Raw genomic sequence first — 25196 nt, forward strand, 5'->3', positions numbered from 1 at the left:
TCACCTCACTGTTTCCTCTTGGCGCGGATCAGGGCATAACCGGCGATCACTGCAATGATACCAATCCCGGCAATCTCAAGAACCATAACAAACGGGGATGCAGGAGGTTTGGGAGCGACCGTGACGTTTGCCGTAAAGATATCAGATACCTTGCTGTTATCGAGGTCGTCGCGGTACCTGATCTCGGTGTTTAAGGTATAGGTGCCGGGTGCGGTGTTTTCGGCAGCGGAGATGGCGTACCGGGCATTCACGGTCCCTCCGGGAGGAAGATCGCCAAGGTAGGCAAGGGAGTCCGGGCCCGAAAGCGGACCATAGAGTATCAGCCGTGCCTCGGCATCATGCGCCATGATCGCACCGGTGTTTTTGTACGTGATGTTGACCACGGCATCTGAGCCCGGGGTAATTGCCTCCGGGGGCGAAACCACGGCAAAGGTAAGCTTGCCGGCCACCGGGATACCCACGGTATCGATCGCGGAGGTCACGATGTTACCGTCCGAGTTTGTGTAGATCACTTCCACATCGACGGGGTAGGTCTGCTGCTGTGCTTCGTTGGAAACGGAGACCTTGTAGAGACAGGTAACGATCCCGTTTTGCGGGAAGTCCCCAACGTAGACGCTGTTATCGGTCGGGATAATGGCGCTCTCCCCATGCTGCAGGATCTTTACCGTTGCCTTTGTCCCGTCCTGGTAGCCGGTATTTTCGATAGTCAGGTTAACGTAGCCCTCTGTCCCCACGGCAAGATCCGTGGCCTGTACATCGAGCACGTGGATATGGACCACCGGCTGGATCATGACCGTGAGCGGGATCGTCACGTTCACGGGAGTATACACGGACTGGACCACATCACTGGTGGGTTGATTTGCGAGGCTGTTGGAGAGATACTCGTACTGCACCGCGAGAGGCAGCGTGTAGGATCCCATATCTGCATCAGAAGTGATCTTGGCCGGGAAACTTACGGTGGTGACCCCGGGGCTTGGTATATCTCCCAGCGCCAGGGGACCGGAGGTAATGTTGATCGGGGCGCCCCCGCTGGAGAGTCCGACGGTAACTAATTTTGCCGTGGTGGGGAGATCTGTCTGCGGCAGCGTGCCCTGGTCGGTGAACATCACCGCCTCTGTTCCGCTGTTCCGGATTTCCACCATGATGGTGGCGTCCTCGCCGGGGAAGAAATCGTTTGTCCCGGCTATGTAGGCAGTCACCCGGGGGGAGCCCCCAAGGTACTTTTCCTGTCCCAGGACCGGCATCACGCAGAGAACGGCGGTAAGGAGCAGGACCGCACATGTTGTGTAATTTTTCATGTCATTTACCTCTGTAATTTTTTTAATTCAGGCCGGGCTCTCCGGTTTTTGTGGCAATCTCCGGTCCTGCCTGGTACTGGTGTTTTCTCTTTTCAAGCCATTCGGTGAACCCGCCCATGAGGGAGAGTACCGCCGGCATCACAAAGATCGCGCCAAAGAGCGAGAATCCGACCGCGATCAGGGTACAGATCCCGAAGTTACTGATAATGGGGAAACTGGAAAGACAGAGCGCAGAGAAACCAAAGAATGTCGCAAGACCGGAGACCGTAATGGCAGATCCAATCTTGCTGACGCTCTCCTGGATGGCGGCGATATGGTCGCCGAGTCTCTCCTCCTCTTCGGAATAGCGCTCCATCACAAGGATGGTATATTCGGCGGCAACCCCGATCGTCATTGAGGCAAGGGTGGCAGTCATCGGTGTGTAGGCAATGCCAAGCACATACATCACCACCGAATTCCAGCCGACAATGAAGATGATCGGGATAAGGGGGGAGATTGCGTGGATGTGCCGGTACACCAGCAGGAGGTACACAAAGATGAAGGCAAATCCCAGGTAGGTCATCTCGTCCTTGGATGCGACAAGCGAAGAGATAACTGTCGTAAAGACCTCGAAATCCCCTACCGGGCTCAGGGTAATTCCTGGCGGGGGATCAAGGAACGTTATATCGTTCTGGAGCTGATTTTTCAAGTCCTGCTGCTGGGGAATCTGGAGATTTGTTGTTGTGAACACGATCAGGCCACGCGTGGACCCGCTGAGGTACTGATCCCTGATGCTCTCCGGGATTTTTTCCAGTGCTGCATCGGCTTCGCTCTGGGTCTGGGGCATTGTTCCGCCGTTGTAGGCCATAATGTAGGTCACAATGGAGGTTGCCGAGGTAATGTGGGACTGGTGGGAGAGTTCGTAATCCTGGAAATTTTTTATCCATTGGAGCGTATCAAGATCGGTAACCCGGGCACCCTGGATATAATAATCCGCAGTTACCGTAGAGCCAAGGATGTTTGTGACGGTGTCCAGGTCGATTTTTGCCGGCAGGGTGCTGGGGACAAAGTCTTTCTGATCCGCATTGATAGGGATGAGCGGGTCGATCTGGAAGCCGATGACGGCAATAACTAACCCGATGAGCAGGATAGGGATCGGATTTTTGGCGATCTTCACCGCGCTGTCGGTAAGGAACTGGCTGTAGGACCAGGATTTTTTCCTGGGAGTGGCAGGTGGCAGGGACTCGCAGGCATCTTCGCCAACCGCATAACATACCTTAGGGGTCTGGGCTTTAGGCTTGTAGTGGATGACAAGAGCGATCGCCGGGAGTCCCACAAGCGAGACGCAGTAACAGCTCATGATACCGATCATCGCCACAAGGCCAAAGGAACGGATCATGGGCACGGTCGAGACGAACATCGCAGCAAACCCGAGGGATGTAGCAAGCATTGCATACATAACGGCAGGCCCGGTGCGAGTGATGGTCATGAACACTGCATCTTCAAGCGATCCTTTGCGGGCCTCTTCGTCAAGCCGGGCATGGAACTGGATCGCATAATCGATGCCAAGGCCGATCATGACCGGGAAAGCCCCGAGCACGGCAAGAGTAAGCTGAATGCCGGCAAGCCCCATGATGCCCATCGCGGTGGTAAGGCCCAGCCCGACAAAGAGGACCGGCAGGAACCGATGGCTGACGTACGAAAAGAGCAGGCCCATCATGATTACCATCAGGATCATTGCTGCACCGATGAGCACGCCCATCTGGGATCCCATCGTTGCCTCCAGCTGGGCATGGAACGCCGGCATTCCGGATATTGAAATTCCTAATCCGGGTGGCGGATTCGACTGGTCAACTACCTGCTGGACCGTGTCAAGGACCGTAGTCTGGGTGAGTTTTGCCGAGATCCCGGTATAGGGATCCACTTCCATTAAGACCAGGACATTAGAGGGCAGGTAAATTTCCCTGGCAGATGGCGGGAGCTGGCCTACGAGCGCATCGATCTCACCCTTTGTCTGGGGGAGGACCCCATGGTTCTCCTGTTTTAGGATATCAACGATACTGGAAACACCGGAAATATAGCGCTGCTGCCGGAGATCCCCTTCCAGCCGGTCCATGTAGTTGAGCACGGCGGGGCTCGTCGGGTCGCTGGTCTTGATAATCAGGACAAATACGTCTTTGTTGATCGTTTCGGTGTAGTGATTATTGGTGATGCCCTCCGGCGATGTTTTATCTATGTACACATTGTTGCTGGTGTCCATGGTGATCATGGTCATGCCATAGAGGGCAATGACAAAAAGCACCCCTATTGCAGCGATTATCACCTTGGGATGGCGATTGACCCCATGGGCAATGGCGGAAAAGATTTGATCGATCATGATTGCTCCCTTTTGTCGTAACGGAGAAAGTCCGAAAATTTACCTCGGCTTAAACCACCTGAGGTAGGCACCGTATCCGGCAGCCGCGAGCACGGCAAGGAGGATCACAATAAGGGCCGGCAGGCCGATCAGGTTAACCGGGTTAAATGGCGGGACAACCTGGATATTTGCCTTGAGCGGATCAGAGGTGAACTGGTTATCAAGGGAGTCGCGGTAAAGAACCTCGGCATCCATGCCGTAGTCCTTTACCGTCGCATCGGAGTCGGCAGTGATATCGAATGAGGCCGTCCGGGTCTCTCCCGGGGCTATGGTACCCAAAAATGACGTATCATCGTTGCAGGTAAAGGGAACGATTGCGCTGATCCGGGCTTCGGCGTTGTATGCCGTGGTACCACCGACATTCTGGACCTGGTAGGTAAGGACCGTCTTTCCTCCCGGAGACATCGACGCGTCCACCGGCGTCATGGTAAATTTTACCTTCTGGCCAACCGGGACACCCACCGTTTCTATGGGCGAGTCCACGTAGTCACCCTCATAGTTTTTGTAATAAACGAGCACGTCAAGCGGGTAGGTCTTCTGCTGTGCATCATGATCCACCGTTACCCGGAACGAACAGTTGGTCACCACACCCACCGGGAAGTCCCCGATATAATTGCTTCCTTCAGTAGGGACAAGTGGGCTGTCCTGGCTCTGCCGGACCTGGACCACGGCATTCTGGCCGTTATCCGATCCCACATTCTTTACGGTCAGATTGACATACCCCTCGATACCGGCGTTGAGGTTGTCAGCCTGAACATCGGAAACTGCAATTTCTATCTGGGGTTTTATGTGGATAGGGACGAGAATGGTCTGGTTGACGCTTTTGTACTGGTAATTGAGCGTCTCGCTGCCTTCCTGGTTAGCCTGGTACAGGTAGGTGTAATTCAGGATTACCGGCAGCTGATAGACCCCGGCCGGAGCATATTTGTTGACCGTGATGTGGAATGCTTCCGTGGCACTCTGGCTTGCCGGCAGGTCTCCGGCAATCTGCGGGTCTGCCTTGACCACCAGCGGTGCATCCCCGGCTCCCAGCGTAACCGTCAGCTGCTTTGCCGTGCTCGAAAGATCACCCGGGCTTATGATCCCCGACTTGACGATCATAAATTCATTGAGCCCGGTATTCTCTATCTCTGCCTGGAGACTGAGATCGTCACCCGGGGAAAATTCGTTTGTTCCCACGATATGAGCCGAGAGCTCCGGGTTGCCTGCCATCACCTGCTCCCCCGCTGACACCGGAGAAACGGCGATCAGGAGGAATACAGCAAGAGCCGCACATAAGATCCAGAGGATGCCCCAGGCACCCTCCGAACCATTCCGGGAGCCTTTCAAAGACACCGATCTTTTGTACGATCCGCAATTATTTCCTTTAGGTTCGCCATTGCGCAAAACCGCTGAATATACCATTAAGCACTCACTTCCCTTTTTTGGCTTTTTTTAATCTGATGCATTCCGGCATGATCTGGGCTTTTTGTACAGGGAGATCTTCCCCGCTCGTTCCTGCACCATCCATGCGTACGGATGATAGGTATAATGTATCTTTGTTCAAATTATTAAACCTTTGTTTACTTTGAAAACATAAATACAATTTATTGGATAACGTTTAATTAAACAAACACAAAGAGAATATAGTTGGAACAGTATACAGTTACAGAATCATGCCCAGAATCAATACGGAATACCGGGACGAGGCCAAAAAGAAGATTATTGCTGCTGCGATGGAGATTGCAGCCACTGAAGGATGGCATGCAGTAACACTGGAATCCATTGCGCAGAAGATCGGCGTGACCAAGGGAGCCTTTTATTCTTATTTCGAGAGCAGCAATGCATTAACCCAGGAAGTGATCGTGACCATTATTAAGGATCACCAGGGCCAGCAGGTTTCTGCGTTTGCCCGGACCACTGATATCAACACTGCACTCGATCACGCGGCAAATGTTCTCTTCATTAAACCCAGACGATACATCCCGCTCTACATCCAGACTATTGTCACCTGCATGCCCCAGGAGCCTGAATTCCGGAAAGAAATTTTTTCCCTGATCGATGAAAGTGTGACCCGGTTTGCAGAAGCACTCCTCCCGTTCCAGGAATCAGGGCAGATCGCCAAAGACGTGGATCTTGCTTCAGCAGTCCGGGGAATTTATGCCATGAATCTGGGTCTTGATATCATGATGTATGTGCTGGGTGGCGGGGATCCGGAGACTGCAAAGGAGACCTGGATTGCTCATACCAAAGAGATCTTACACATCACTACGTAGGAACGGTCAGCACTGTTTTTTCTTTTATCCCTGATCGTACCGTTCCGGCCGCGAGGGCGCCCGGCATATGCGTACCGATAAAAACGCGATAAAATAGATCTCCCAATTACGGTTAAACGCAACAACCCGGCCAGGGATTTCCTGTAATAGTCCAGAGGCAGCACCTTTGAGGGGGGCCAGTACACCTCACCCTGCCAAATAGCTAACGGTACAGGGTTTACCTGCACAGTTACCCTACCCACGCCCGGCTGCGGACAGATAGAAAACAGGTAAGGGAAGAACCATTCATTTGCTCATGGGTTCTTCTGGAAGAAATCCTGATCTTCCCGGGTTTTTCCCAGACCTGTTTTTTTAAAAAAAAGTGTTACTTTTTTAAGATGCCCGAAAGTACCTGGTCCATGATCTCCCCGCTGCGATCCTTGAGACCAAACCCGACGATGATCGCAATCGCGGCGCCAAGGCCAAGGCCAATACCCCATGCGACCGGGGTAACAAACGTATAGATGATAGTGAGGTCGAGTTCCAGCTGCGAGAGGGCGAGAATTACCGTGATAAAATACAAAAAGACCCGGAGAAGGACCAGGACGGGCCTGATAAACTCGACATCCTTCTGGGCATAATACCGGTTAAGGAAATCGATAAACGCGTCAATTAAGAGGAAGCCGGCCACCAGAATAATGACAAAGACAACCACGTGCGGGATGTAATTGACAATCTCCATCATCAGCTGGGACAGGTAATCCAGGTTCAGAATATTAACTGCTGCAAGAAGCGCTATCAGGTATACTACGATACGGACCGTAATATCGCCGATATATCCCAGCGTCAGCCCGGCACTTTTCATAGAGCCGCGGATCGAAGCAAGGTCTGCCCCTTCTTCCACGACATGTTGTTCACCGATCTTGTCAAGAATAATCCGGGCAGCCTTGCCCAGGAGACGGCCGACAATCCAGCCGAGAATAAGGACGACGAGCGCACCTATGATACCAGGGACATACGTCGCCAGATTATGGTAAGTACCACTAAAGAATGTATCCGTTACAGGAGCCATTGTTGTCATAACCTCCACGATTAACTGCAGAACAGGGATCTTTCCTTTTATTTCGCGAGTGAGCCCATCAGGTTCATTCTCTTTTTCGTTTTCCCCGGTAAATCCTGTCGCGTGTTAACGTACTTTTTGTGTGCCGTTTACCCTTTCATGAAAGACCGTATCGCGAAAAGCGGGTTGGAGTGTTTTTCTGTGGGGGACATTTTTTTTTGCTTTTCGCGAATTCCGGTCAGGCTAAAGTCTTTTTGCGGATGAATGCCCTCCGACCCGGCACCTGACGATGCCTGAGAGGGTTGGAGTTTATCATCAGATCTGGTGTCTGTATCCGGGTTTTCGGGCATATCCGCGGGACTGGCACCATTGTCCCAAAATACTATACATACTTTTACTATATCAAAATATCTGTCAACTTTCTAAACGAAAGTTAAATTAAGTGAAACGATGTAGATATAATGGAGGATATCGCAGGTAGCAGACGGACATGCCACGAATCAATGCTGAATACCACCGCGACGCAAAAAGGAAAATTATTACAGCGACGCTTGATATCGCCCGTGAGAGCGGCTGGAGTACGGTGACGCTGGAGGCTGTTGCACGAAGGGTGGGCGTAACAAAAGCCGCACTGTATACCTACTTTGAGAACAGCAGTTCCCTAACAGAAGAGGCCACCTTCGAACTTATCCGGAAACTCTGGGGACGCATTCTCGCTGACACAGAAAAAGAGAACGTCGGGATCCGCGAATCGATTGAACATATCGCTGAGATCCTTTATTCCCGTGGCGATCCTATTGCACCGCTCTTTTTACAGGCGTTATCGGCAATTATCCGGGATAAGCAGTTCCGCGAGCAGGTATACCGGCAGTATGACGAAGTGCTTCTTGCTCTCTCCAGAAAACTTTTAGAGCGACAAAGATCGGGAGAGATCTCAACAATGATCGATGTGTACGGAGCAATCCGTGCTATTAACGGATTAACCCTGGGTCTTGCATTTATCTATATCCTGTCGGAGGAAGATCCGCAGGAAGCAAGAGTGATCTGGATAGACTCGGTGGAATGTATCCTGCAGTTAAAGCCTTATCAAGATTCGGATTGAGGGTTCAGTTGCATTTGCGGACCGGGCAGAGATATAGGGGATCATCCATGTCCTTCGGGATCTTGGCTATGCTTTTCCGGGCCCAAATTAAACCCGGATTCCCGATCCGGGGGTCCCGTTTTCCGGTTCCACCGGAAAGGGTGTCCACGTCCACGGAAAAAATGGCAATTTGTCCTTTTTTTCAAAAACCGGCCAAAAATGAGGGCCTTCAAACCTGCATTATAGCGGGCTTTCTTTTGCCCCGGTTTTCCGGATGTGCCGGAATAGGGGGCATGTGTAAAAAAGGGCGTTATACGAAGATCCCTTCTAATACCTTCTCTCCGGAGGGGAAAGGATGATGACCCCCGGTCCGGATGCCCTCATTCGCAGCAGCCCGGTTTATTCCCGGCCCGGCCTGTCCCGCTCGATCCTGACAAGCGGCGATCGCCGGGAAAAGAACGTGGCAATAAACCCGGAGAACTCTTCCTGCCAGCAATCGGCGCCCTCAAGCACGCACCAGTCTTTCCCGAGCGACTCCCGCACGTGCCGGCCGGTTCCCACGGAGAGAATGGCAGGTGAGCTTATGAGATCCCCGGCCCGGGTAAATTCCCGGGGCACCTCGGTCACGTACCGCCCGTTCTCGATAAACGGCCCGGGCAGGGGCGAAGTGCGGTACTTCTCCCGGAACTTCTCCGCGTTTACCCGGTTCCAGACCGGCGGTCCTTCGTGGCGGCGGATGGGCGGAAGCTCATCAATTATGAGCTCGAAGAGGAGCATGCACCGCCCCGGCCCCATCCGGTAATGGGCGTGGTGTACGGCAAAACCGCTCCGGTCCAGGAGATCCGATATTGCTCCCGTGCTCCGCTTGAGCTGGGGCACCACGATCTCCTCAATGAACGGTGGGGTGGCAAACGTGACCGCATAAAGCGAGGTGCCCCGCGAGGCAAGCAGTGCCGCAAGATCGGCCGGGCAGCACGGGTATTCCTTTCGGATACGGAAAAATTCCTCCGAAGGTGCATCGCGGTAGCCCCGGGCTAGCTCCACGAACTCTGCCATCCGGTCAAGCGAGACCGCCGCTGCTACGTTGCGCCGGGGATCCACCGGGTCAATTACCACAAGCGGCTCATCGAATTTCTTTGCCGCATGCTTCCCGATATCGATAATCACCGGCGGTCGCCACTCTGCTGCCGCGGCAAGGAGCGGGGCAAACCCGCCGTAATGGAGGACGAGAAGCTCGCAAAGATAGCCCGAGAAACCTTCGGTCATCTGGTCGGACCCATAGATCCCCCCGGCCTTTGCGAACTGTTTTAAGAGGAGCACATCGTCGGTCAGGCCGTTGATCTTGTCCGTGATGTACCGGGTATGGAATGGTGTCCGGTCCACCGCGCTCTGGATATGTTCAGCGCTTGCCACGTTGTAGCAGGGCACGAGATCCACATCGATCCCCTCAACGTTTGCATTGATGTACGGGTGTTCGGCGTACTTCTCGTGGAACATGGGAGTAAACGCCCGTGCGATGCTCCGGGCAAGCGCAAGACCCTCGGTTTCGAGTGCCTCGCGGGGCATCTCCGGGGAAAAGAGCAGGAAGACATCGAGGTCGCGGTCGCCTTTTACCCAGGTGTTCCGGGCAATCGAGCCGACCACCATCCCTGTTGCTTTCCCGCTCGCATTGATCGCATCAAGCAGCCGGCGCGCAACCCCGGCAATGTACTCGCGCTCCTCTGCGGAAGGGCGGAGCTGCCCGGAAAGGAGCTGTTCCTCAAACGGGAGCCGGCCGCTCACCAGGCCACCTCTGCAATATCCTCGTACACCGGTCCGTTGGGAGTGAGCGTGCTCTTCTTAAGCTTGAGACCGGCAACCATGCAGCTGCCGCAGGGGGCGGTCTTCACTTCCTCCAGGCACCGGAAAAGTGCCGGGTTTGCCACTTTGACCCGGGCGAGCGTTGCATGGGGGGTAAACGCCCGGGTCTCGCGGGCAAACCCGAGCGGCGCAAGAACGCTTTCGACAGCGCCAAAGACCTCGCGGCCCTTCCCGGCATCGTCGATTGCGCACCAGACTGTATGCGGGCTTTTGAAATTGTTGACCGTGATCCGGCTGCCTTTTGCGGCAAACGGCACGGCCTTTATAGTATTTAAGGCACTGATGACCAGCGGGATCTTACGCTCGTCTACTTCGCCAAGGAACTTGACCGTGATATGGATGAGCGGGGGATCGACAAATGTGAGCCGTGATGAACTCTTTTTGAACGTATCCTGCGCTGCTCTCAGGAGCTCCCGCATCTCCTCTGATATCTCGAATGCCACAAACGCCCTGACCATGACTGTATGCATTGGTTAGTCAGTCCACAATGGTAATCGTTTCCATGAAAGAACCCGGTACCAGGCAAAAACCGGGTTTAGCCAGGTACAATTACCCGGGTTTACGGCGGCAGGGATCGTCTTTTATCCAAAAAAGTGCATATTGCTAAAATGAAAGAGAGGTTAGTGTCCATGCCGGAATCCGTACCCCTGATTGTCTATTCCCTTGAGATGTGCCCGCACTGCGAGATGCTCAAAAAATTCCTCAAAAACAAGGGATATGCGTATTCCGAAAAGGACCTCTCCACCGCAGAGGCCCTTACCGAGCTCCGGGTAAACGGCGTCTTTGTCAATGAAGCGCCGGTCCTCCAGCGCGGTGAGGACTTCTACACCACTGATGACATCTTCCCGGCAGGATCGCTTGACGAGAAAAAACTCGGTGCGATACTCTCGGGTGCATGATGCCGGCCCGAAGGGAGACCCGGCAACTGACCTTTGGTGGCGGCTTTTCCCCGGCCCTGCCCCCGGTCCGCACAACCGACGGCCACATCGTTGACTGGGACCGGAACCGGATCGCCGAGCAGATCAAAAAGGAAACAAAACTTGTCGAGTCTTTTTACGGGTACGAGGGCGCAGACGACGCAACCGCACAGGAGATCGCAAGGGAGGTCGAGCAGCGCATCCTTGCGCTCGGCCTCAAGTCACTCTCGGGCCCGCTCATCCGGGAGATCATGAATATCACGCTCCTCGAAAAAGGCATGGTGCAGTACCGTAACGTCTGCACCCGGGTGGGAACACCTGTCTACGATGCGCACCAGATCGATGTGGGCAAGGGCTTTGAGGCCCACGACAACGCGAACCTCCAGGAGAATGCCGAGACCAGCCACAAGAAAAAGGCGGACAAGATCTCTAAAGAACAGTACCTGCTCCAGCTCCCCCCGGAGCTTGCCGACCATCACCTGTGCGGTGAGATGCATATCCACGATCTCGAATACTTCGGCACCCGGCCGTTCTGCCAGGACTGGGACCTGAGGTATTTCTTTTATTATGGCCTCATGCCGGACGGGAACGGGACAAAGGCTTCTGTCGCCGGCCCGGCCAAACGTGCAGAGGTCGCAATCCTCCATGCGGTAAAAGCGCTCGGGAGCGCCCAGACCAATTTTGCCGGCGGGCAGGGTTACTACAACTTCCTCACGTTCCTCGCGCCCTACATGGAGGGCATGAGTTACGACGAGATCAAGCAGAACATGCAGATGTTTGTGTACGAGATGACCCAGATGATGGTGGCCCGGGGCGGCCAGCTCGTCTTCTCATCCGTCCAGCTCTCACCGGGCGTCCCGACGCTCTGGCAGGACAAGCCCTGCGTCTTTAAAGGAAAAATCTGGGACGGGAAAGAGGCCCCGCGCCGCACCTACGGAGAGTTTGAGCGGGAGGTCCGGCTGCTTTTCAAGGCGCTCATGGACGTAATGATCGAGGGCGATTACTGGGGAAAGCCGTTCAACTTCCCCAAACCCGAGATCTCCATTGAGCCGGACTTCACAAAAGAGCGCGAGGAGTTCAACCGGAACCACCCGGATCTCCCGACATTCCGCGATCTTTATCTCATGACATTTGAGCTTGCCTCCAAGTTCGGGACGCCGTACTACGACAACCAGCTCCCGGCGTACCGCGGCGCAGGCAAGGGGATCTCATGCTACCAGTGTTGCGCGTACCAGTTCTCCACAGTGGCAGACAAGGACTCGGAGTTTGACAAAAAACTCCTTTTCGAAGGTGGCCGGCATTTCTCGATGGGCTCGTGGCAGGTGGTCTCGGTCAACTGCCCGCGTGCAGCCTATAATGCGGAGGGGAAGGACGAACGGCTCTTTGCTGAACTTCGGGCGCTCATGGATGTGGCCGTCGAACTCTTCAAGATAAAACGCCGGTGGATGAATAATATCCGGGCGAGCGGGCGGATGCCGTTTGCCATGCAGCGGCCAAAGGACCCCAACACCGGTGATCGCGGGGCAATTGCCGTTGATCTCGAAGGTCTTGTGTACACGATCGGTGTCGTGGGGGTCAACGAAATGGTCCAGCACCACACAGGCCAGCAGGTCCACGAGTCAAAGGCGGCATTCAAACTTGCCATCCGCGCCATGACCGAGATGGAACTGTATGCAAGGAAACTCTCGGCAAAGAACAACATGACCATAGCCCTTGCCCGCACCCCGGCCGAGACAACCGGCCAGCGCTTTGCGGTCGCCGATCTCATTGATAAGCGGTACCACGACATGGCGGCAAAGGTGATCAAGGGCGACCTCGATTATGCACTCAATAACCTGGGAAAGACCCGCGACCTCCCGATTTACTACACGAACGGGACACACGTGGCACCGGGCGCCAATGTCCCGCTCACAAAAAGGATGGAGATCGAGCATGTCTTCTTCCCGATCGTGGACGGCGGAAACATCTTCCACATATGGCTCGGGGAGGCCCGGCCCGATCCGCGTGGGCTCATGGATATGGCCATGAACCTCTGCCGGAACACGCAGATCGGGTACTTCGCATTCACCCGGGATCTCACCGTGCCGCTCCGGCAGTTCCGTGAGTTCCGGCCGGAAAAGAGGGCGGAAGGATCGTGGATGCCACCGGCAGATGTGCCGGCAAAGGCATAACTTTTTTTTGACGGGAACTTCTCTAAGGCAGGAGAGAAACGGGCTGTGCCCGCAAGACCGACCGTAAAGCGGTTGGTTAAAAAGCGCCTTCTGCCGCGAAAAAGAAAAATTTACTGGTAGTCCGGTACCTTCCGGAGCGTGATGTCCATCACGCCGCGGTGCACCCGGTACGTGCTGTGGATCACATCGATTGCCTTTTCGAGCTCCACGGGGGTCTCGCGGTCATCAACGCAGATACGGACCGCGTGCGGCTGGATGTCCGCGTAGGGGGCGTGCTTTGCCTCGGGCGGGATCGCGGCGGTGACAAAGATGTGGGTATCGGATTCCTGTACCTCGTACGGGATGTCGTCCTCGCTGTCCGGGGTTCCCCCGGTAAAGATCCCGGGCTCGCCGGGCATCTGCCGGGTTACGATGGTATACCCGATGACACGGGCGTGCTCGGCTTCGGGCATGGAGCGCACGATCTCCTCGACGATTTTCGAGAGGTTGCCAAACACTTCATCGTAGGGATTATTGGGATTGGTCTGCATGGACTCCTCGTAAGTGTATCCGGTTCTTTGTTCTTCCTGCAATTCCTCGTTGTACGAACTCTGCAACCACCGGCTCCAGCTCTTCTTGCGTATACCCGGTGGCCTCCCGCAGTTCTTCGGGAGTCAGGGGTTCGTGGGAGAGGGCAATTGCCACAGATAGTTCTCGTTCGCTTTTGAATAAATCATTATGGTTGCGGGCAAGATCGGCCAGTTTCGTGTCGATGTCATGGTTGAGCTGCTCAAGATGGGTAACGAGCTGGTCGTGGGCCTGGACCATCTTTGCAAGCATGACAACCGCCTGACGTGTCCGCTCGTTTTCCATATTTTTTCCCTCCACATCCAGCCCGATCATAGCGCTCTGCAGGCTGCGAAGGGAGACATCCACGAGAATGTCATTTGCGAGGTAGTAGTACTTGCGCCGGCGGTCATCTGTCTGGCAGGAGAGGATCTCCTCACGCTCCATGAGCTGAAGATGCTCGATGACGGCTTTGGGTGAGATCATCAGCGTCTCCGATATCTCGGTCACAAAGCAGGGCTTCTGCCGCAGGAGGCCGATGATGCGCCGCCGGTTCCGGTTCCCGAGGATATCGAGCAACCGGGCAACTTCTGCGAGATCCTCCATGTTTACTTTATGTTAGTGTTGTAACAATATAAAATAAGATGAAGTGTGCAGTCTGATGCGTTTCAGGCACTATCTTAAGGGTAAATGCCGGCATATCTTTCCTTTAAATTCTACTCCCGAAAACTACAATTGTTTAAAAAAAGAAGGGACCTGTATGGTGGGCACCGAAGAGGCACAATTCATCACGGAAACATTTGGTAAGCCTGCCCCATTTGCCCGGCTGAAGAAAAAATTCAGGCAGTTGTTTACCAGCAGATCGGCGATTGCCACAATGCGCAACCGGTTGATCATGGAATATAAGCAGCCGTTTGCGGACCGCATAACCATAGATTCCCTGGATTTTGAGGAGGCATGGACCAAACGGATGATCATTGATCACTTCGACGACCGGGTCAAAACATTACCGGATGATATCATCCTGGATCTTTACGGGGATTACCTAAAAGCAGGAACGATGAGAACCCGGTCGGGAAGAGATGCTGTTAACAATTATATCCTGCATTTCCTCGATCTCAGTTACAACCGCGATGGCTGGTTTGATAAAGAAAAAATGGGGGCAATGAACAGGAAAAAGAAATTCTGAGGGGAACCTATAGAACGTTCCCGCGAAAGAAAAACAGGATCCGGTCCGGACACCCCATTTAGCTCGCATTAAAGAGCAGCGCTGCCGACGGCCCGGCCATGCCTGCCTCATCGTGGCCAACACCCGGGACGATGTGATACTCCCAGTTGAGCGGGACGCCAAGCGTCGCTGCCTGTGCCTGTGCGTTTGCGTAATAGGCCTGTGCCCGGGCAAACCGGGTGCTGCCCTCTGCCTCAGCGGCCGGGAAATTTGCAAGGCTCGAATCGTTCGGGTTTGTATCGAGGCTGCCGGACATGATGATCAGTTTCCGGGAGAGAACCGTCGCAAGCTCGCTTTGTGGGAGCGGAGAATCCTCAAGGCCCAGCGGGTACGGGATTGTGTAGTCCGGCATCACATACAGGCCGGCATTTGCCGCAACCGCCCTGCTGTACCGGGCATCGGGCAGGAAGGTCACCAGCCGGTGGACGAACTGGCCACCAGCACTATGGCCGTCAAGAAGGTAGGTCGGCGTTGTTGCGCCGGTTTCGTTCTTCACGTAATCAAAAAGATGTTCAATGGCCATGTAGGTCCAGTTCGTTTTGGGCTCCCACGTAGAACCGTAGATGTACCCAAGCGGATAGAACATGTCACCGGGATAGTACTGCTGCGAAAATTCAGGAACAAGGACAATGCCTGAGTACTCGTCCGCGTACGGTACCCATGTGTCCCGCGGAGACTCGCCGGTCCGGCCGGCACCGGGCATCACGATCAAGATCGGCCCGGACTGGTTCCACGAGGCCGGGCGGTAGCAGTAGACCGTGATCGGGCGGTCAGCATTCCCGAGCGTATCGGTAAAAACAAACTGGCTCCGTCCCACAGGAATTCCTGTCACGGGACTCCCGGAAATTCCTGATGCGGGTGAAGTGGTGATGGCAGAGGTAACAGGGCCGGCAGGGTTACCCTGCGGGGCTGACGACAGGCAGCCGCAGGTACCGGCAGCAAGAAGGAGGATCAGGCAGAAAAGGAAGGACTTCATGTAATGAAGAATAGGACAGGCATATCATATAGATCGTGTTTTTACCGGCCTTTGGGAAACAATAGGGAAAAACCGCAGGTTACGGCTGCCCATTTCCACCAACACATTGCTTTGGTTTTATAAAAACCGTTAACTATCCAAAGCGCATATGGTTCCGCGGTGATACTTGTGGAAAGACTTGCCGTTAAATCCTGTATTCTTCGCTCCGTGGGATATGATGCCGCGCAAAAAAACATGGAGATCGAATTTTCTTCGGGACTTGTCTTCCAGTATGCGGGTGTCCCTGCAAAAATCTACGCGGATCTCATGAGTTCTGATTCGGTTGGAAAATACTTTTCCGAGAAGGTCCGGAACCGGTTCCGGGCAAGAAAGATAGGGGCATAGAATCAATCGCTAAGATACGAAAATACGTTCCTTTTTCCCGGTTTTGGAATTTTTTTGTACCCGCTCCGGGTACCGGATAAAAAAATGAATGCAAAAGAGATTGTTATTTCTTAAGGTGCGTGATGAACTGCTTGTTTACCGCATCCCAGTTTGTGAGGTTCCAGAACGCCTCGATGTACTTAGCCCGGTCGTTCTTGTAATCCAGATAATACGCGTGCTCCCAGACATCGAGCACAAGCAGGATCCGGAAGCCCGGGTATACGTTCACGTTGTGCTTCTCGATCTGGTTGATCAGGAGCCGAGGGGTGGTTGTACTTGCCGTCAGTACCGCCCAGCCCGAGCCTTCCACGCTCGATGCCGCTGCGGTAAACTCCTTTTTGAACCATTCAAACGATCCGAATTCCGCATCTATGGCTTTGGCAAGTTCCCCTTCTGGCTGGCCGCCACCGCCCTTACCGGCCGGGGCAAGGTTCTCCCAGAAGATGTCATGGAGCCGGAAGCCCCCGATATGGAACGAGAGCTCCTTTAAGGTTGCCTTCTGGTCAAGGTCAGTTTTCTCTTTTCGTGCCTTGTCCAGTTTCTCGAAGATCGCGTTTGCACCGGTCACGTACGCCTGGTGATGTTTGGTATGGTGCAGGGTGAGCTGTGCTTTTGAGATGTAGGGTTCGAGCGCCGCATAATCGTACGGCAGCTTCGGGAGGGTATAGAGTTTTTCGCTGGTCATATGCATCGCTTCCTTACACGAAGGGATACACGGATACTATTCCCGCCCGGCTATTTGATGGTCTGCATAGGGGCAGAAAATGGACCTTTGTGGAGAAAAGAATTCAGGAGAAAAAGTTACTCGAAGAGCCGGTAATTCGGCGCCTCGTCCGTGATGAGGATATTGTGCGGATGGCTCTCGGTCATGCCGGCGTTTGTGATCCGGACAAACCGGGCCTTGGTGTGCATCTCGGCAATCGTGGATGCCCCTGAATAACCCATAGCGGACTTAAGCCCCCCCACCATCTGGTAGATCACTTCGCCCACGGGCCCGACATACGGGGTCACGCCCTCCACGCCTTCGGGCACAAACTTTGTCGCCCCGATTCCCTTCTTCTGGAAGTACCGGTCGCTGGACTGGCCCGAGCTCATGACCCCAAGCGACCCCATGCCCCGGTACTGCTTGTAACGCCGGCCCTTGATAGTGATCACCTTGCCGGGCGCTTCGTCGGTGCCGGCAAACATGCTCCCCATCATCACGGTGTCTGCGCCGGCCGCAAGCGCTTTTGCCACGTCGCCCGAATACCGCACGCCGCCATCGGCAATCACCGGTACGCCGGCCGGGGACGCAACATCGGCTACCTGCGCAATCGCGGTGATCTGGGGGACACCAGTTCCCGCCACGATCCGGGTTGTGCAGATCGAACCCGGGCCGATCCCGACCTTGATGCCATCAACACCGGCGTCGAGCAGGGCCTCTGCCGCGGAACTGGTAGCGATGTTTCCTGCAATCACCTCGGCATTTACGCTGCCCTTGATGTTCTTGACTGCCTCGACCACTTTCATATTATGGCCATGGGCGCAGTCCACGACAAGCGCATCCGCACCATGGGAATCAAGAAGGGTTGCCCGGGTAAAATCAAAGGGCCCGACCGCGGCAGCAACCCGCAGGTTGCCTTTCCTGTCCCGGGTTGCCTTGGGGTACTGGCGCTTTTCCAGGATGTCCTGCATGGTAATAATCCCGGTCAGCCGGCCGATTTTATCGGCTACCGGCAGCCGTTCGACCTTGTTTGTGTACATCACTTCAAGCGCTTTTTCTGGCGTGATGTCTTCGCTTGCCGTGATCGGCTTTTTGGTCATGATAGTCCGGATGCTCTCTTCACCGCACCGGGAAACGATTGCCCGCACGTCCCGGCGTGAGACAATCCCGATGATCTTCCCCTTCCCCACAACAGGAAGGCCACCGATACTGTACTGGTTCATCAGTTTCTCGGCATCGGAAACCGTGGCCGTATCCTCCACAAAAAGCACGTCGCGCTCGATGAGCTCCTCGGCCTGCTTGACCACATTGACTTCCTGGACCTCATGCTCGGCGGTCATGTTCCGGTGGATCACGCCGATCCCGCCTTCACGGGCAAGCGCGATTGCCATCATCGCCTCGGTCACCGTATCCATCGCGGAAGAGACTAACGGAATATTGAGCCCGATATTTTTGGAAAACCGGCTCCTGGTATCAGTCTCGGCCGGTTCGATCCATGATTCGCGGGGTTCAAGCAGCACATCATCGAACGTGAGAGAGAGGGGAACATCCAGTTTGTTTTGAAACATTACACACCTGTTTTTGTTAATGGATCCGGGCAAGGGCGGTCTTTACGAGATCCTCCCGGATAGTCGCGTTCCGGTCGCCGCCGCAGACCATGCCCCGGACGCCGATGATCTCCGGGTTGATCCGTTTGAGGGCGTCGATGTCGGCAAAGACAAGCGAGCCGGCAAGAGCGGTGCCAATCCCCAGCTCCCGGTTTTGTTTCGTGAACCGTGCAAGGGTTGTCTCGTCCATGAAGGAGAAGGTGCTCCGCCCGTCTTTTATCCCTGTGTCCACCATGGCATAGTCGGCTCCGCATGCGGCGGCAAGGGGGGCAATCTCGAACGGGGAGATCGATCCCATCCGTTCGTAATCGGAATACCCGGCAATTACCACGAATTTTTCGGGAAACTCGTCCTTTACGGCTTTTGTCACTGCCTCGATCACTTCGCGGGCCTTGTCCTTCCCGGAAAACGCAAGACCGATCTTCACATAGTCAGCTCCTGCGCAGGCAGCCCCGTATGCCGCAAGTGCAGCGCCACCCGGTTTGTGCGGGAAATCGCCAATCGCTGCACTCACGGGTTTGTTTGCAAACGATTTGATCTCCCGTATCACCCAGGGAAAGTTGGCACCAAGCGAGCCCTCGGAGGGTTTTTTGACATCGATAATATCTGCAGCGACAGAAGAGTGAGCCTCGGAAATAGAGCTGGGGCTGACCAACAATTGCATAAGCTTTAATGATCTTTTATCCTAATAGTGGTTTTGGGCAGGCGACGATGGAACTGGTGCTCGCGCTGGATTTGCAGCATAATATGGTTGTACACGGAAAATCCGGGCAGCGTGCGACCTACAAACCGCTGGACTGGGGGCTTTCCCCGACGGCGGAACCGATCGGTTTTGTAAAAGCGACAGCACCGAAATTCCTCTATATCGCCGATCTCGACCGGATCGAAGGGAAAGGAAACCATGATGCCCTGATACGGGGCTGTGCCGATCTTGTCGAGCGCTGTTACGTGGATCGGGGAGTGCAGACACCGTCAGACCTGCTAACCGGCCCGCATCTCAAAAATATTATCGGCACCGAGACCAGTCTTGCCAAGCTCTCGCAGTACCACGGAGGGTACCTGAGCATTGATGTGATGAACGGGAAGGTGATCCCAACCGGAGATTCCCCCGAATCCGTGCTTCGGGAGGCACGCGGCTGGGATTTTGAGGGCTGCATTCTTCTCAATCTCGGATTTGTGGGAACGGAGAACGGTATTGGGGAAGGGACCGGGCCGCTTGCCGCATGGCGCTCCGCGTACCCGGGCCGGCTCCTGTATGGAGGCGGAGTTGCCTCACCTGCCGATCTTGATACGATAAAAAATGCCGGCTTTGACGGGGCCATTATCGCAACGGCACTTCACAAGGGGGCTGTGCCGGCCGAAGCAATCCGGAGGGGCACATGGTCCTAGTCACACTCGAAGGGATCGACGGATCGGGAAAGAGCACGCTGCTTGCAGCCCTTAAGGAATCACTCGAAGATCTCTCGCCGGTCTTTACCCGTGAGCCGGGGGCCACGTGGGTGGGAGATTCTGTGAGACGGGCAATTGCCGAACAGATCGATCCGGTCTGCGAGGCAACGCTCTTTGTCGCTGACCATGCAGCCCACCTTGCAACGGTCGTGCGCCCGGCGCTTGCGGAACATAAACTCGTGATCTCGGACCGATATTCTGACAGCCGGTTCGCGTACCAGGCAGTCACGCTCGAAGGCGTTATCCCGGAACCGGAGCGCTGGCTCCGGGCAATGCATGACGGGTGGTCCATTGTCCCGGACAAGACCTTCCTTCTTGCCATCCCGATCGATGACGCGCTCGCCCGGCTCTCGAAAAAGAGCGGGCGGGAACACTTCGAGCGGCGCGACGTGCTGGAGAAAGTCCAGAACCGGTACATGGAGTTTGCCCGGGCGGAACCGGATCGGTTTGTGATTGTAGATTCCATGCTGGACAAGGATGCAGTCGCGGAATTTGTCGCGGGTGCGATCCGGCAGGTTGTGGCGGAGGGGAAGAAGAGGAGGAGGAAATAACCGGGGCACGGTTTGGTTAACATTGTAATGGCATACTTTTCTCAGACATTTTATGAGGGACCCCACCCCCTTCGGGGGTCGCTCGGGCGCCTCATCGGGCCCTCGCTGGGCAAGGACGCTTTCAAAAAATACATTGCAAGCTTGTGAATTCCGGAAAATGGACCGGTCAGCAGTTGAATATTTCAAAATCCCCGGCTGCCGGATCGATCTTTTTTTTTAAATTCTCAGATCGTGGACCGGACTTTTCCGGAAATCTATGAATTGAGTCGAACAATTTGGAATCAGAGGGGAAGACGAAAACTGGGGGACACCACCCCCAAAAATACGCCCGTAAAACCGTCCGTTTCGGTTCGCGTGGAAATAAAGCCATTAAATTGATTTATTTGCCAAAACACGCCCAAATTAAGCCCCATATAATGCCCATTGCCGGGCAATAGCGGCCTTTTTTCGGCCTCTTTTTCCGGGAATGAACAAATGCCCGTTTGAGGTGAGAACAGGGCAGGAAAGGGCCGTTATGAGGCTCATTAAAATCGTCCGTTTGTAAAAATAAGGCTTATTTGGGCTCTGATTTAAACGGAGCCCAAATTGGGCTTATCCGGATCTGGAAATGAACCATCCGGGCTCAATACGGGCCCGGATTAGGGTATCTCAGATCGTGGGATCCGGGGGTTTTGTCCCCATATACCCCCCAGGGAGGGGAGCTACCACATCCGACAGGAGTTCCCGTGCCGGACGATGAAAAATGATCTGATCACGCGACAGGAAAACGAATGAACCAATTTTGAAATGAGAGAGAAAGAATTTCACAGAAGTTTTCCAGGCCGCTGAAACGATGCGAGGCTCTACGCGCAAAACGCCTCGTCAGGTTTTGCGCTACGCACTTACCGGGATCCCAACGCGTAATCGAATTGGGTTGAAGGGATTGTGTGAGCAAAAAGGTGACGAAATAATTCTACGATTAAAATTAAGATTTTACAATTTTTTTCAACTCTTCGATGCTTAACATTTTTTCAGGTTTATGTATTATCCGATGACAATTTGAGCAAAGTGGGATAAGGTCTGTTTCAGGATTGATTTCAGATTCTCCTTTAATTTTATGCTCTGAATGAGGAACAAGGTGATGAATTTCGATGTAACCCTCACTTAATATCCCATATTTTTTAGCGAAATTAAAACCACACACTGAACACGTAGTTCCGTGCATTTTTATGGCCATCTCTCTTAGTTTTGAATTTCTTTCATAAATTGTTTGGATTATTTCTCTCTCTTTTCCTTCGGTAAAATATTCCGGACAAGTGAATATTTCCTCATATTTTGTTAAAGTTCTTTTTTCAATCTCTTTGGAAAGTATATCCCATTCGGATTCTGTAACGGGGAAATTTGTTCCATTATGTTGTCGCATAATAGAGAGTGAAAACAATTCACGAATTTGTTTAAGTTCCGATTCAAGCAATGGCGGCTTTAAAATCGTCATAGGTCCTAATTCGACCATTAATTCCTCAGTTTTTCCATCTGCGGATCTTTTAGGATTAACCCAAGAATCTGTGAAGTCAACTTTTTCCATTTTAGGTTTAGAAATAATATCCGCAGTCGCGTAAATTCCTCGATTCTCACCAGATACCCACAATAAAGCCAAATCTCCTTTCTCGATTTTATTTTTCTGCTGTCTTATAGGCCAGCCAGATTCCATCCTTGTCAGTTCACCTAAATCACGAATGAGATCATAGTATTTAGGATTCGATTGAAAAATCCAGACATTCGACATTCAACAGAGCCCCCAAGATTGTTTGAAAGTTTTAATATTACTAACATATATTAAAATATGATATTAGCTCGTCGTGCTGCGATGCCTCTAGCCACCCCGCATGGGATGGCCCACAAAGCGGTAATTACTAGAAAAATGCTGGTAATCTGCCCCGCCGTGCCCCGCTAGGGGCCCTGAGGCGGGGAGCCATCACTACCGTTGAGTGCAAACCGTACGATCTAAAACTTAAAAATCAAAAAAAACTTATTCCTTCCCCGCCACCGTCACGATCACATCGCCGACCGTGATCACATCAACTTTCGCACCTTCTTCCACATAGGAATACTTCGGCGTAAATGCATTTTCGGGAATCGCGAGATCTTTCCCGTTCACCGTGATCGTTTTTGGCGGATTGGCGAGTTCTTCGGGCGAAAGAGCCTTGACTGCTTCCATGAACGCGCCCGCATCTTTCCTTAATGCCGGGCCGACCACAGATCGGTTGAAGTCGATCCCCGAAACCACCTTGTCAAGATGGGCCTTGTCGGTCCGCCAATGGACGTCCGCATTCAGGGTCCGGCCTGTGTCGTTCTCATCGTTTGTGGTGTGCGGGGCATAGACCGTGACCTTCCCGAGCGGTGCGTTGAGCGCCAGGCCCTTGTCATGCTTGTACTTGCGTACCTCAGCAACCACTTTCACGAGCAGATCGCCTTCGGCCCGGGCTGCGGGGTCATCGAAGGTGAAATCAACCCACGACTGATTGTGCACGCTCCCCTTGTGGAGGTACGAGTAGCACTCCTCGGCAAAGTACGGGACAAATGGCGCGAGCATCCGGCAGAGTGCGTCGTACGCGGTGTAGAGCACCCGGCAGGCGCTCTTGCGCGATGCGTCACCGGCATAGAGCCGGCCTTTGGCCAGTTCGATGTAGTTATCGGCGAGTACGTCCCATGCGAATTCCCGGATCTCTTTGAGGGCTTCGTCGAACTCGTAGTTCTCCATCCTCGCGCTGACCGTTGCCACCGTGTCCGAGAGCCGGGCAAGGAGCCAGCGGTCGGCAAGCGCGGTTATGGGGGCATTCTCATCAATGCCTTCCTTTTCGAGCTGGATGAGCGCGAAGCGGGCGATGTTCCACATCTTGGTCTGGAACCGTGACGCGGCGATCACATCGTTCCATGAGAACATGATATCGGAGCCGAGCGCTGCCCCGGTCGCCGCCCACTGCCGGAGCGCATCGGCGCCGTACCGACCTACGAGATCCTCGGGAACGATCACGTTCCCCCGGCTCTTGCTCATCTTGAAGCCGTCCTCGCCGAGCACCATGCCGTTGACGAGGATCTGGTCCCAGGGTTTGCTTCCCGTGAGCGCGACCGAGCGCAGGATCGAGTAGAACGCCCAGGTCCGGATGATATCGTGGCCCTGCGGGCGGATCTGCGCCGGGAAGATCTTCGGCTTCCCCGAGCCGTCCCAGCCGGTCACGTTTAAGACCGAGATGGACGAGTCCATCCAGGTATCAAGGACATCCTCTTCACCTACAAAGTCGTTCCCACCGCATTTCGGGCAGGGGTGTTTGGGCTTGGTGAGCGTGGGGTCGCAGGGAAGATCCTTATCGTCAGGCACCACGATCTCGCCGCACTTTGCGCAGGTCCAGACCGGGATCGGGGTTGCAAAGATCCGCTGCCGGGAGATGCACCAGTCCCATTCCATCTGGTCGATCCAGTTCTCCATCCGGCGCAGCATGTGTTCGGGGTACCATGCAATCTGGTGGGCGGCATCCCGGATCTCCTTTTGTTTGATCCGGATGAACCACTGCCGGTTCGAGAGGATCTCGATCGGGGTCTTGCACCGCCAGCAGGTGCCCACGCGCTGCTGGAGTTTCTCCTGTTTTTTAAGGATGCCGGCAGCATTCATGTCCGCAAGGATCGCTTTCCTGCATTCCGTGGTAGACAGGCCGGTATACTTCCCGCAGATCTCTGTCATCTTTCCTGTACGGTCGATGGCTTTACGGAGCGGCAGGTTGTGCTGCTTCCACCAGTGGACATCCTGCTTGTCACCAAACGTACAGATCATCACCGCGCCAGACCCAAATGACGGATCAACGGCCTCATCCTGGACCACGGGAACCGCGTGGCCAAAGAGCGGCACCTTGAGGGATTTTCCTTTGAGCTTGTGGTATCGGTCATCGTCCGGGTGGACTGCAACGGCAACGCAGGCGGCAAGGAGCTCCGGCCGGGTGGTCGCGATCTCCACACCATCGAAATTAAAGAAATTGAGCTGCGTCTCGCGGTCCTCGTACGAAACCTCGGCAAACGCGATTGCGGTCTCGCACCGGGTGCAATAGTTGACCGGGTGTTCGTCCTGGTAGATATAGCCGGATTGGTACATCCTCAAAAACGAGAGCTGGGTCTTTGAGTAGTACTTCGGCATCATCGTGATGTATTCATTCGACCAGTCCGTGGAGAACGCCATGCGCCGCAGGGTCAGGCGCATCTGCTCGATATTTTTGAGCGTGAGCTCCCGGCACATCTTCCGGAACTCTTCGCGGGACACATCGTTTTTCGTGATATGGTTGAGTTCCTCGACTTTTACTTCGGTGGGGAGACCGTGGCAGTCCCAGCCCTGCGGGAACATCACGTTGTAGCCTTTCATCCGCTTGTACCGGGCGAAGAAATCGATATAACACCAGTTGAGCGCGTTTCCGATATGGAAATTTCCCGTAGGGTAGGGCGGGGGCGTATCGATCACGAACTGCGGTTTTTTCGAGTTGTGGTCAAAATAGTGGTCCTCGTCGCGCCAGCTCTTCCGCCAGCGCTCCTCCACCTCGGCAAAATCGTAATTTTTGGGAAGTTCGTCAGAGGAAGCCATTCCGTACCGGATTGGTTGTTGCACAAAATATAGTGATCGTCACCTGCCCGCGGGAAAGGAAATGCATTGCAGGGGAAAAACGATAAGGCTCTTC

Annotated in this window: 22 protein-coding genes; 8 read left to right on the plus strand and 14 right to left on the minus strand. The window is 54.2% G+C overall.

What is annotated here, in order from left to right; genetic code table 11:
- Positions 1 to 5: 5 nt before the first annotated feature.
- The 3 genes from MBOO_RS08860 to MBOO_RS08870 are packed head-to-tail and all read right to left on the minus strand — an operon-like array spanning position 6 to position 4905.
- Positions 6 to 1298, minus strand: coding sequence for a COG1361 S-layer family protein (locus MBOO_RS08860; protein WP_012107263.1), 1293 nt, complete (start codon positions 1296 to 1298; stop codon positions 6 to 8).
- Between the two features lie 22 nt (positions 1299 to 1320).
- The gene (locus tag MBOO_RS08865; RefSeq protein WP_012107264.1) at positions 1321 to 3654 is read right to left on the minus strand and encodes an efflux RND transporter permease subunit; all 2334 of its coding nucleotides are present in this window, start codon (positions 3652 to 3654) and stop codon (positions 1321 to 1323) included.
- Positions 3655 to 3693: 39 nt separating this feature from the next.
- The gene (locus MBOO_RS08870; RefSeq protein WP_198324427.1) at positions 3694 to 4905 is read right to left on the minus strand and encodes a COG1361 S-layer family protein; all 1212 of its coding nucleotides are present in this window, start codon (positions 4903 to 4905) and stop codon (positions 3694 to 3696) included.
- Positions 4906 to 5348: 443 nt separating this feature from the next.
- On the opposite strand from MBOO_RS08870, the gene MBOO_RS13155 reads away from it, so the two are divergent.
- Positions 5349 to 5948: a TetR/AcrR family transcriptional regulator gene (locus MBOO_RS13155; RefSeq protein ID WP_012107266.1), complete on the plus strand. Its 600-nt coding sequence runs from the start codon at positions 5349 to 5351 to the stop codon at positions 5946 to 5948.
- Positions 5949 to 6312: 364 nt separating this feature from the next.
- Here the strand turns inward: MBOO_RS13155 and MBOO_RS08880 are convergent, their stop codons facing one another.
- Positions 6313 to 6999 (minus strand): mechanosensitive ion channel family protein, encoded by a 687-nt coding sequence (locus MBOO_RS08880; RefSeq protein WP_012107267.1) that lies wholly within the window; start codon positions 6997 to 6999, stop codon positions 6313 to 6315.
- A 478-nt stretch (positions 7000 to 7477) separates the two neighbouring features.
- On the opposite strand from MBOO_RS08880, the gene MBOO_RS08885 reads away from it, so the two are divergent.
- Entirely contained in the window at positions 7478 to 8089 is a 612-nt protein-coding gene (locus tag MBOO_RS08885; protein ID WP_012107268.1) for a TetR/AcrR family transcriptional regulator, read from the plus strand.
- A 378-nt stretch (positions 8090 to 8467) separates the two neighbouring features.
- Here the strand turns inward: MBOO_RS08885 and cca are convergent, their stop codons facing one another.
- Positions 8468 to 9850: a CCA tRNA nucleotidyltransferase gene (gene cca / locus MBOO_RS08890; protein WP_012107269.1), complete on the minus strand. Its 1383-nt coding sequence runs from the start codon at positions 9848 to 9850 to the stop codon at positions 8468 to 8470.
- On the minus strand, positions 9847 to 10398 hold the full coding sequence (thpR, locus tag MBOO_RS08895) for an RNA 2',3'-cyclic phosphodiesterase (RefSeq protein ID WP_012107270.1): 552 nt from the start codon (positions 10396 to 10398) through the stop codon (positions 9847 to 9849). Before thpR ends, cca begins: the two co-directional genes overlap by 4 nt.
- A 159-nt stretch (positions 10399 to 10557) precedes the next feature.
- On the opposite strand from thpR, the gene MBOO_RS08900 reads away from it, so the two are divergent.
- On the plus strand, positions 10558 to 10827 hold the full coding sequence (locus MBOO_RS08900) for a glutaredoxin family protein (RefSeq protein WP_012107271.1): 270 nt from the start codon (positions 10558 to 10560) through the stop codon (positions 10825 to 10827).
- Entirely contained in the window at positions 10827 to 13016 is a 2190-nt protein-coding gene (gene nrdD, locus MBOO_RS08905) for an anaerobic ribonucleoside-triphosphate reductase (protein WP_012107273.1), read from the plus strand. The genes MBOO_RS08900 and nrdD overlap by 1 nt, the downstream gene beginning before the upstream one ends.
- Before the next feature lie 110 nt (positions 13017 to 13126).
- On the opposite strand, the gene MBOO_RS08910 is transcribed toward nrdD, so the two are convergent.
- Together MBOO_RS08910 and MBOO_RS08915 are read right to left on the minus strand one after the other, a co-directional pair.
- Positions 13127 to 13546 carry a hypothetical protein gene (locus MBOO_RS08910; RefSeq protein ID WP_012107275.1) on the minus strand — a complete coding sequence of 140 codons (420 nt, stop codon included), beginning with the start codon at positions 13544 to 13546 and terminating at the stop codon, positions 13127 to 13129.
- Positions 13527 to 14168 (minus strand): ArsR/SmtB family transcription factor, encoded by a 642-nt coding sequence (locus tag MBOO_RS08915; protein WP_012107276.1) that lies wholly within the window; start codon positions 14166 to 14168, stop codon positions 13527 to 13529. The genes MBOO_RS08910 and MBOO_RS08915 overlap by 20 nt, the downstream gene beginning before the upstream one ends.
- Positions 14169 to 14322: 154 nt before the next feature.
- Between MBOO_RS08915 and MBOO_RS08920 the strand changes: the two genes are divergently transcribed.
- A complete protein-coding gene (locus MBOO_RS08920) occupies positions 14323 to 14751 on the plus strand; it encodes a hypothetical protein (protein ID WP_012107277.1) in 429 nt (142 codons plus the stop codon).
- A 58-nt stretch (positions 14752 to 14809) separates the two neighbouring features.
- Here the strand turns inward: MBOO_RS08920 and MBOO_RS08925 are convergent, their stop codons facing one another.
- A complete protein-coding gene (locus MBOO_RS08925) occupies positions 14810 to 15766 on the minus strand; it encodes a hypothetical protein (RefSeq protein ID WP_012107278.1) in 957 nt (318 codons plus the stop codon).
- Between the two features lie 168 nt (positions 15767 to 15934).
- On the opposite strand from MBOO_RS08925, the gene MBOO_RS08930 reads away from it, so the two are divergent.
- Positions 15935 to 16150 (plus strand): KTSC domain-containing protein, encoded by a 216-nt coding sequence (locus MBOO_RS08930; protein WP_048068416.1) that lies wholly within the window; start codon positions 15935 to 15937, stop codon positions 16148 to 16150.
- Between the two features lie 103 nt (positions 16151 to 16253).
- On the opposite strand, the gene MBOO_RS08935 is transcribed toward MBOO_RS08930, so the two are convergent.
- The 3 genes from MBOO_RS08935 to MBOO_RS08945 all read right to left on the minus strand — a co-directional run bounded on the left by MBOO_RS08935 (position 16254) and on the right by MBOO_RS08945 (position 19163).
- Positions 16254 to 16874, minus strand: coding sequence for a superoxide dismutase (locus tag MBOO_RS08935; RefSeq protein WP_157677651.1), 621 nt, complete (start codon positions 16872 to 16874; stop codon positions 16254 to 16256).
- A gap of 116 nt (positions 16875 to 16990) precedes the next feature.
- Positions 16991 to 18460, minus strand: coding sequence for an IMP dehydrogenase (gene guaB, locus MBOO_RS08940; RefSeq protein ID WP_012107281.1), 1470 nt, complete (start codon positions 18458 to 18460; stop codon positions 16991 to 16993).
- 16 nt (positions 18461 to 18476) lie between these two features.
- Positions 18477 to 19163 (minus strand): (5-formylfuran-3-yl)methyl phosphate synthase, encoded by a 687-nt coding sequence (locus MBOO_RS08945; RefSeq protein ID WP_012107282.1) that lies wholly within the window; start codon positions 19161 to 19163, stop codon positions 18477 to 18479.
- Between the two features lie 47 nt (positions 19164 to 19210).
- Here MBOO_RS08945 and MBOO_RS08950 point away from each other — a divergent pair, with 47 nt between their 5' ends.
- Positions 19211 to 19888: a HisA/HisF-related TIM barrel protein gene (locus tag MBOO_RS08950; RefSeq protein ID WP_048068417.1), complete on the plus strand. Its 678-nt coding sequence runs from the start codon at positions 19211 to 19213 to the stop codon at positions 19886 to 19888.
- Positions 19879 to 20499, plus strand: coding sequence for a dTMP kinase (gene tmk, locus MBOO_RS08955; RefSeq protein WP_012107284.1), 621 nt, complete (start codon positions 19879 to 19881; stop codon positions 20497 to 20499). Before MBOO_RS08950 ends, tmk begins: the two co-directional genes overlap by 10 nt.
- Positions 20500 to 21463: 964 nt before the next feature.
- Here tmk and MBOO_RS14080 read toward each other — a convergent pair.
- Positions 21464 to 22264: an EVE domain-containing protein gene (locus MBOO_RS14080; RefSeq protein WP_012107285.1), complete on the minus strand. Its 801-nt coding sequence runs from the start codon at positions 22262 to 22264 to the stop codon at positions 21464 to 21466.
- 243 nt (positions 22265 to 22507) lie between these two features.
- Positions 22508 to 25102 (minus strand): valine--tRNA ligase, encoded by a 2595-nt coding sequence (locus MBOO_RS08965; protein ID WP_012107286.1) that lies wholly within the window; start codon positions 25100 to 25102, stop codon positions 22508 to 22510.
- Positions 25103 to 25196: the final 94 nt, after the last annotated feature.

The organism is Methanoregula boonei 6A8 (assembly GCF_000017625.1).
Taxonomy (GTDB): domain Archaea; phylum Halobacteriota; class Methanomicrobia; order Methanomicrobiales; family Methanospirillaceae; genus Methanoregula; species Methanoregula boonei.

What these genes read in the sequence shown, in the direction of transcription:
- MBOO_RS08860 (WP_012107263.1), bottom strand. Translation starts at nt 1,298, where the DNA reads ATGAAAAATTACACAACATGTGCGGTCCTGCTCCTTACCGCCGTTCTC.
- MBOO_RS08865 (WP_012107264.1), bottom strand. Translation starts at nt 3,654, where the DNA reads ATGATCGATCAAATCTTTTCCGCCATTGCCCATGGGGTCAATCGCCAT.
- MBOO_RS08870 (WP_198324427.1), bottom strand. Translation starts at nt 4,905, where the DNA reads ATGGCAGGCAACCCGGAGCTCTCGGCTCATATCGTGGGAACAAACGAA.
- MBOO_RS13155 (WP_012107266.1), top strand. Translation starts at nt 5,349, where the DNA reads ATGCCCAGAATCAATACGGAATACCGGGACGAGGCCAAAAAGAAGATT.
- MBOO_RS08880 (WP_012107267.1), bottom strand. Translation starts at nt 6,999, where the DNA reads ATGGCTCCTGTAACGGATACATTCTTTAGTGGTACTTACCATAATCTG.
- MBOO_RS08885 (WP_012107268.1), top strand. Translation starts at nt 7,478, where the DNA reads ATGCCACGAATCAATGCTGAATACCACCGCGACGCAAAAAGGAAAATT.
- thpR (WP_012107270.1), bottom strand. Translation starts at nt 10,398, where the DNA reads ATGCATACAGTCATGGTCAGGGCGTTTGTGGCATTCGAGATATCAGAG.
- MBOO_RS08900 (WP_012107271.1), top strand. Translation starts at nt 10,558, where the DNA reads ATGCCGGAATCCGTACCCCTGATTGTCTATTCCCTTGAGATGTGCCCG.
- nrdD (WP_012107273.1), top strand. Translation starts at nt 10,827, where the DNA reads ATGCCGGCCCGAAGGGAGACCCGGCAACTGACCTTTGGTGGCGGCTTT.
- MBOO_RS08910 (WP_012107275.1), bottom strand. Translation starts at nt 13,546, where the DNA reads ATGCAGACCAATCCCAATAATCCCTACGATGAAGTGTTTGGCAACCTC.
- MBOO_RS08915 (WP_012107276.1), bottom strand. Translation starts at nt 14,168, where the DNA reads ATGGAGGATCTCGCAGAAGTTGCCCGGTTGCTCGATATCCTCGGGAAC.
- MBOO_RS08920 (WP_012107277.1), top strand. Translation starts at nt 14,323, where the DNA reads ATGGTGGGCACCGAAGAGGCACAATTCATCACGGAAACATTTGGTAAG.
- MBOO_RS08925 (WP_012107278.1), bottom strand. Translation starts at nt 15,766, where the DNA reads ATGAAGTCCTTCCTTTTCTGCCTGATCCTCCTTCTTGCTGCCGGTACC.
- MBOO_RS08935 (WP_157677651.1), bottom strand. Translation starts at nt 16,874, where the DNA reads ATGACCAGCGAAAAACTCTATACCCTCCCGAAGCTGCCGTACGATTAT.
- guaB (WP_012107281.1), bottom strand. Translation starts at nt 18,460, where the DNA reads ATGTTTCAAAACAAACTGGATGTTCCCCTCTCTCTCACGTTCGATGAT.
- MBOO_RS08945 (WP_012107282.1), bottom strand. Translation starts at nt 19,163, where the DNA reads ATGCAATTGTTGGTCAGCCCCAGCTCTATTTCCGAGGCTCACTCTTCT.
- MBOO_RS08950 (WP_048068417.1), top strand. Translation starts at nt 19,211, where the DNA reads ATGGAACTGGTGCTCGCGCTGGATTTGCAGCATAATATGGTTGTACAC.
- tmk (WP_012107284.1), top strand. Translation starts at nt 19,879, where the DNA reads ATGGTCCTAGTCACACTCGAAGGGATCGACGGATCGGGAAAGAGCACG.
- MBOO_RS14080 (WP_012107285.1), bottom strand. Translation starts at nt 22,264, where the DNA reads ATGTCGAATGTCTGGATTTTTCAATCGAATCCTAAATACTATGATCTC.
- MBOO_RS08965 (WP_012107286.1), bottom strand. Translation starts at nt 25,102, where the DNA reads ATGGCTTCCTCTGACGAACTTCCCAAAAATTACGATTTTGCCGAGGTG.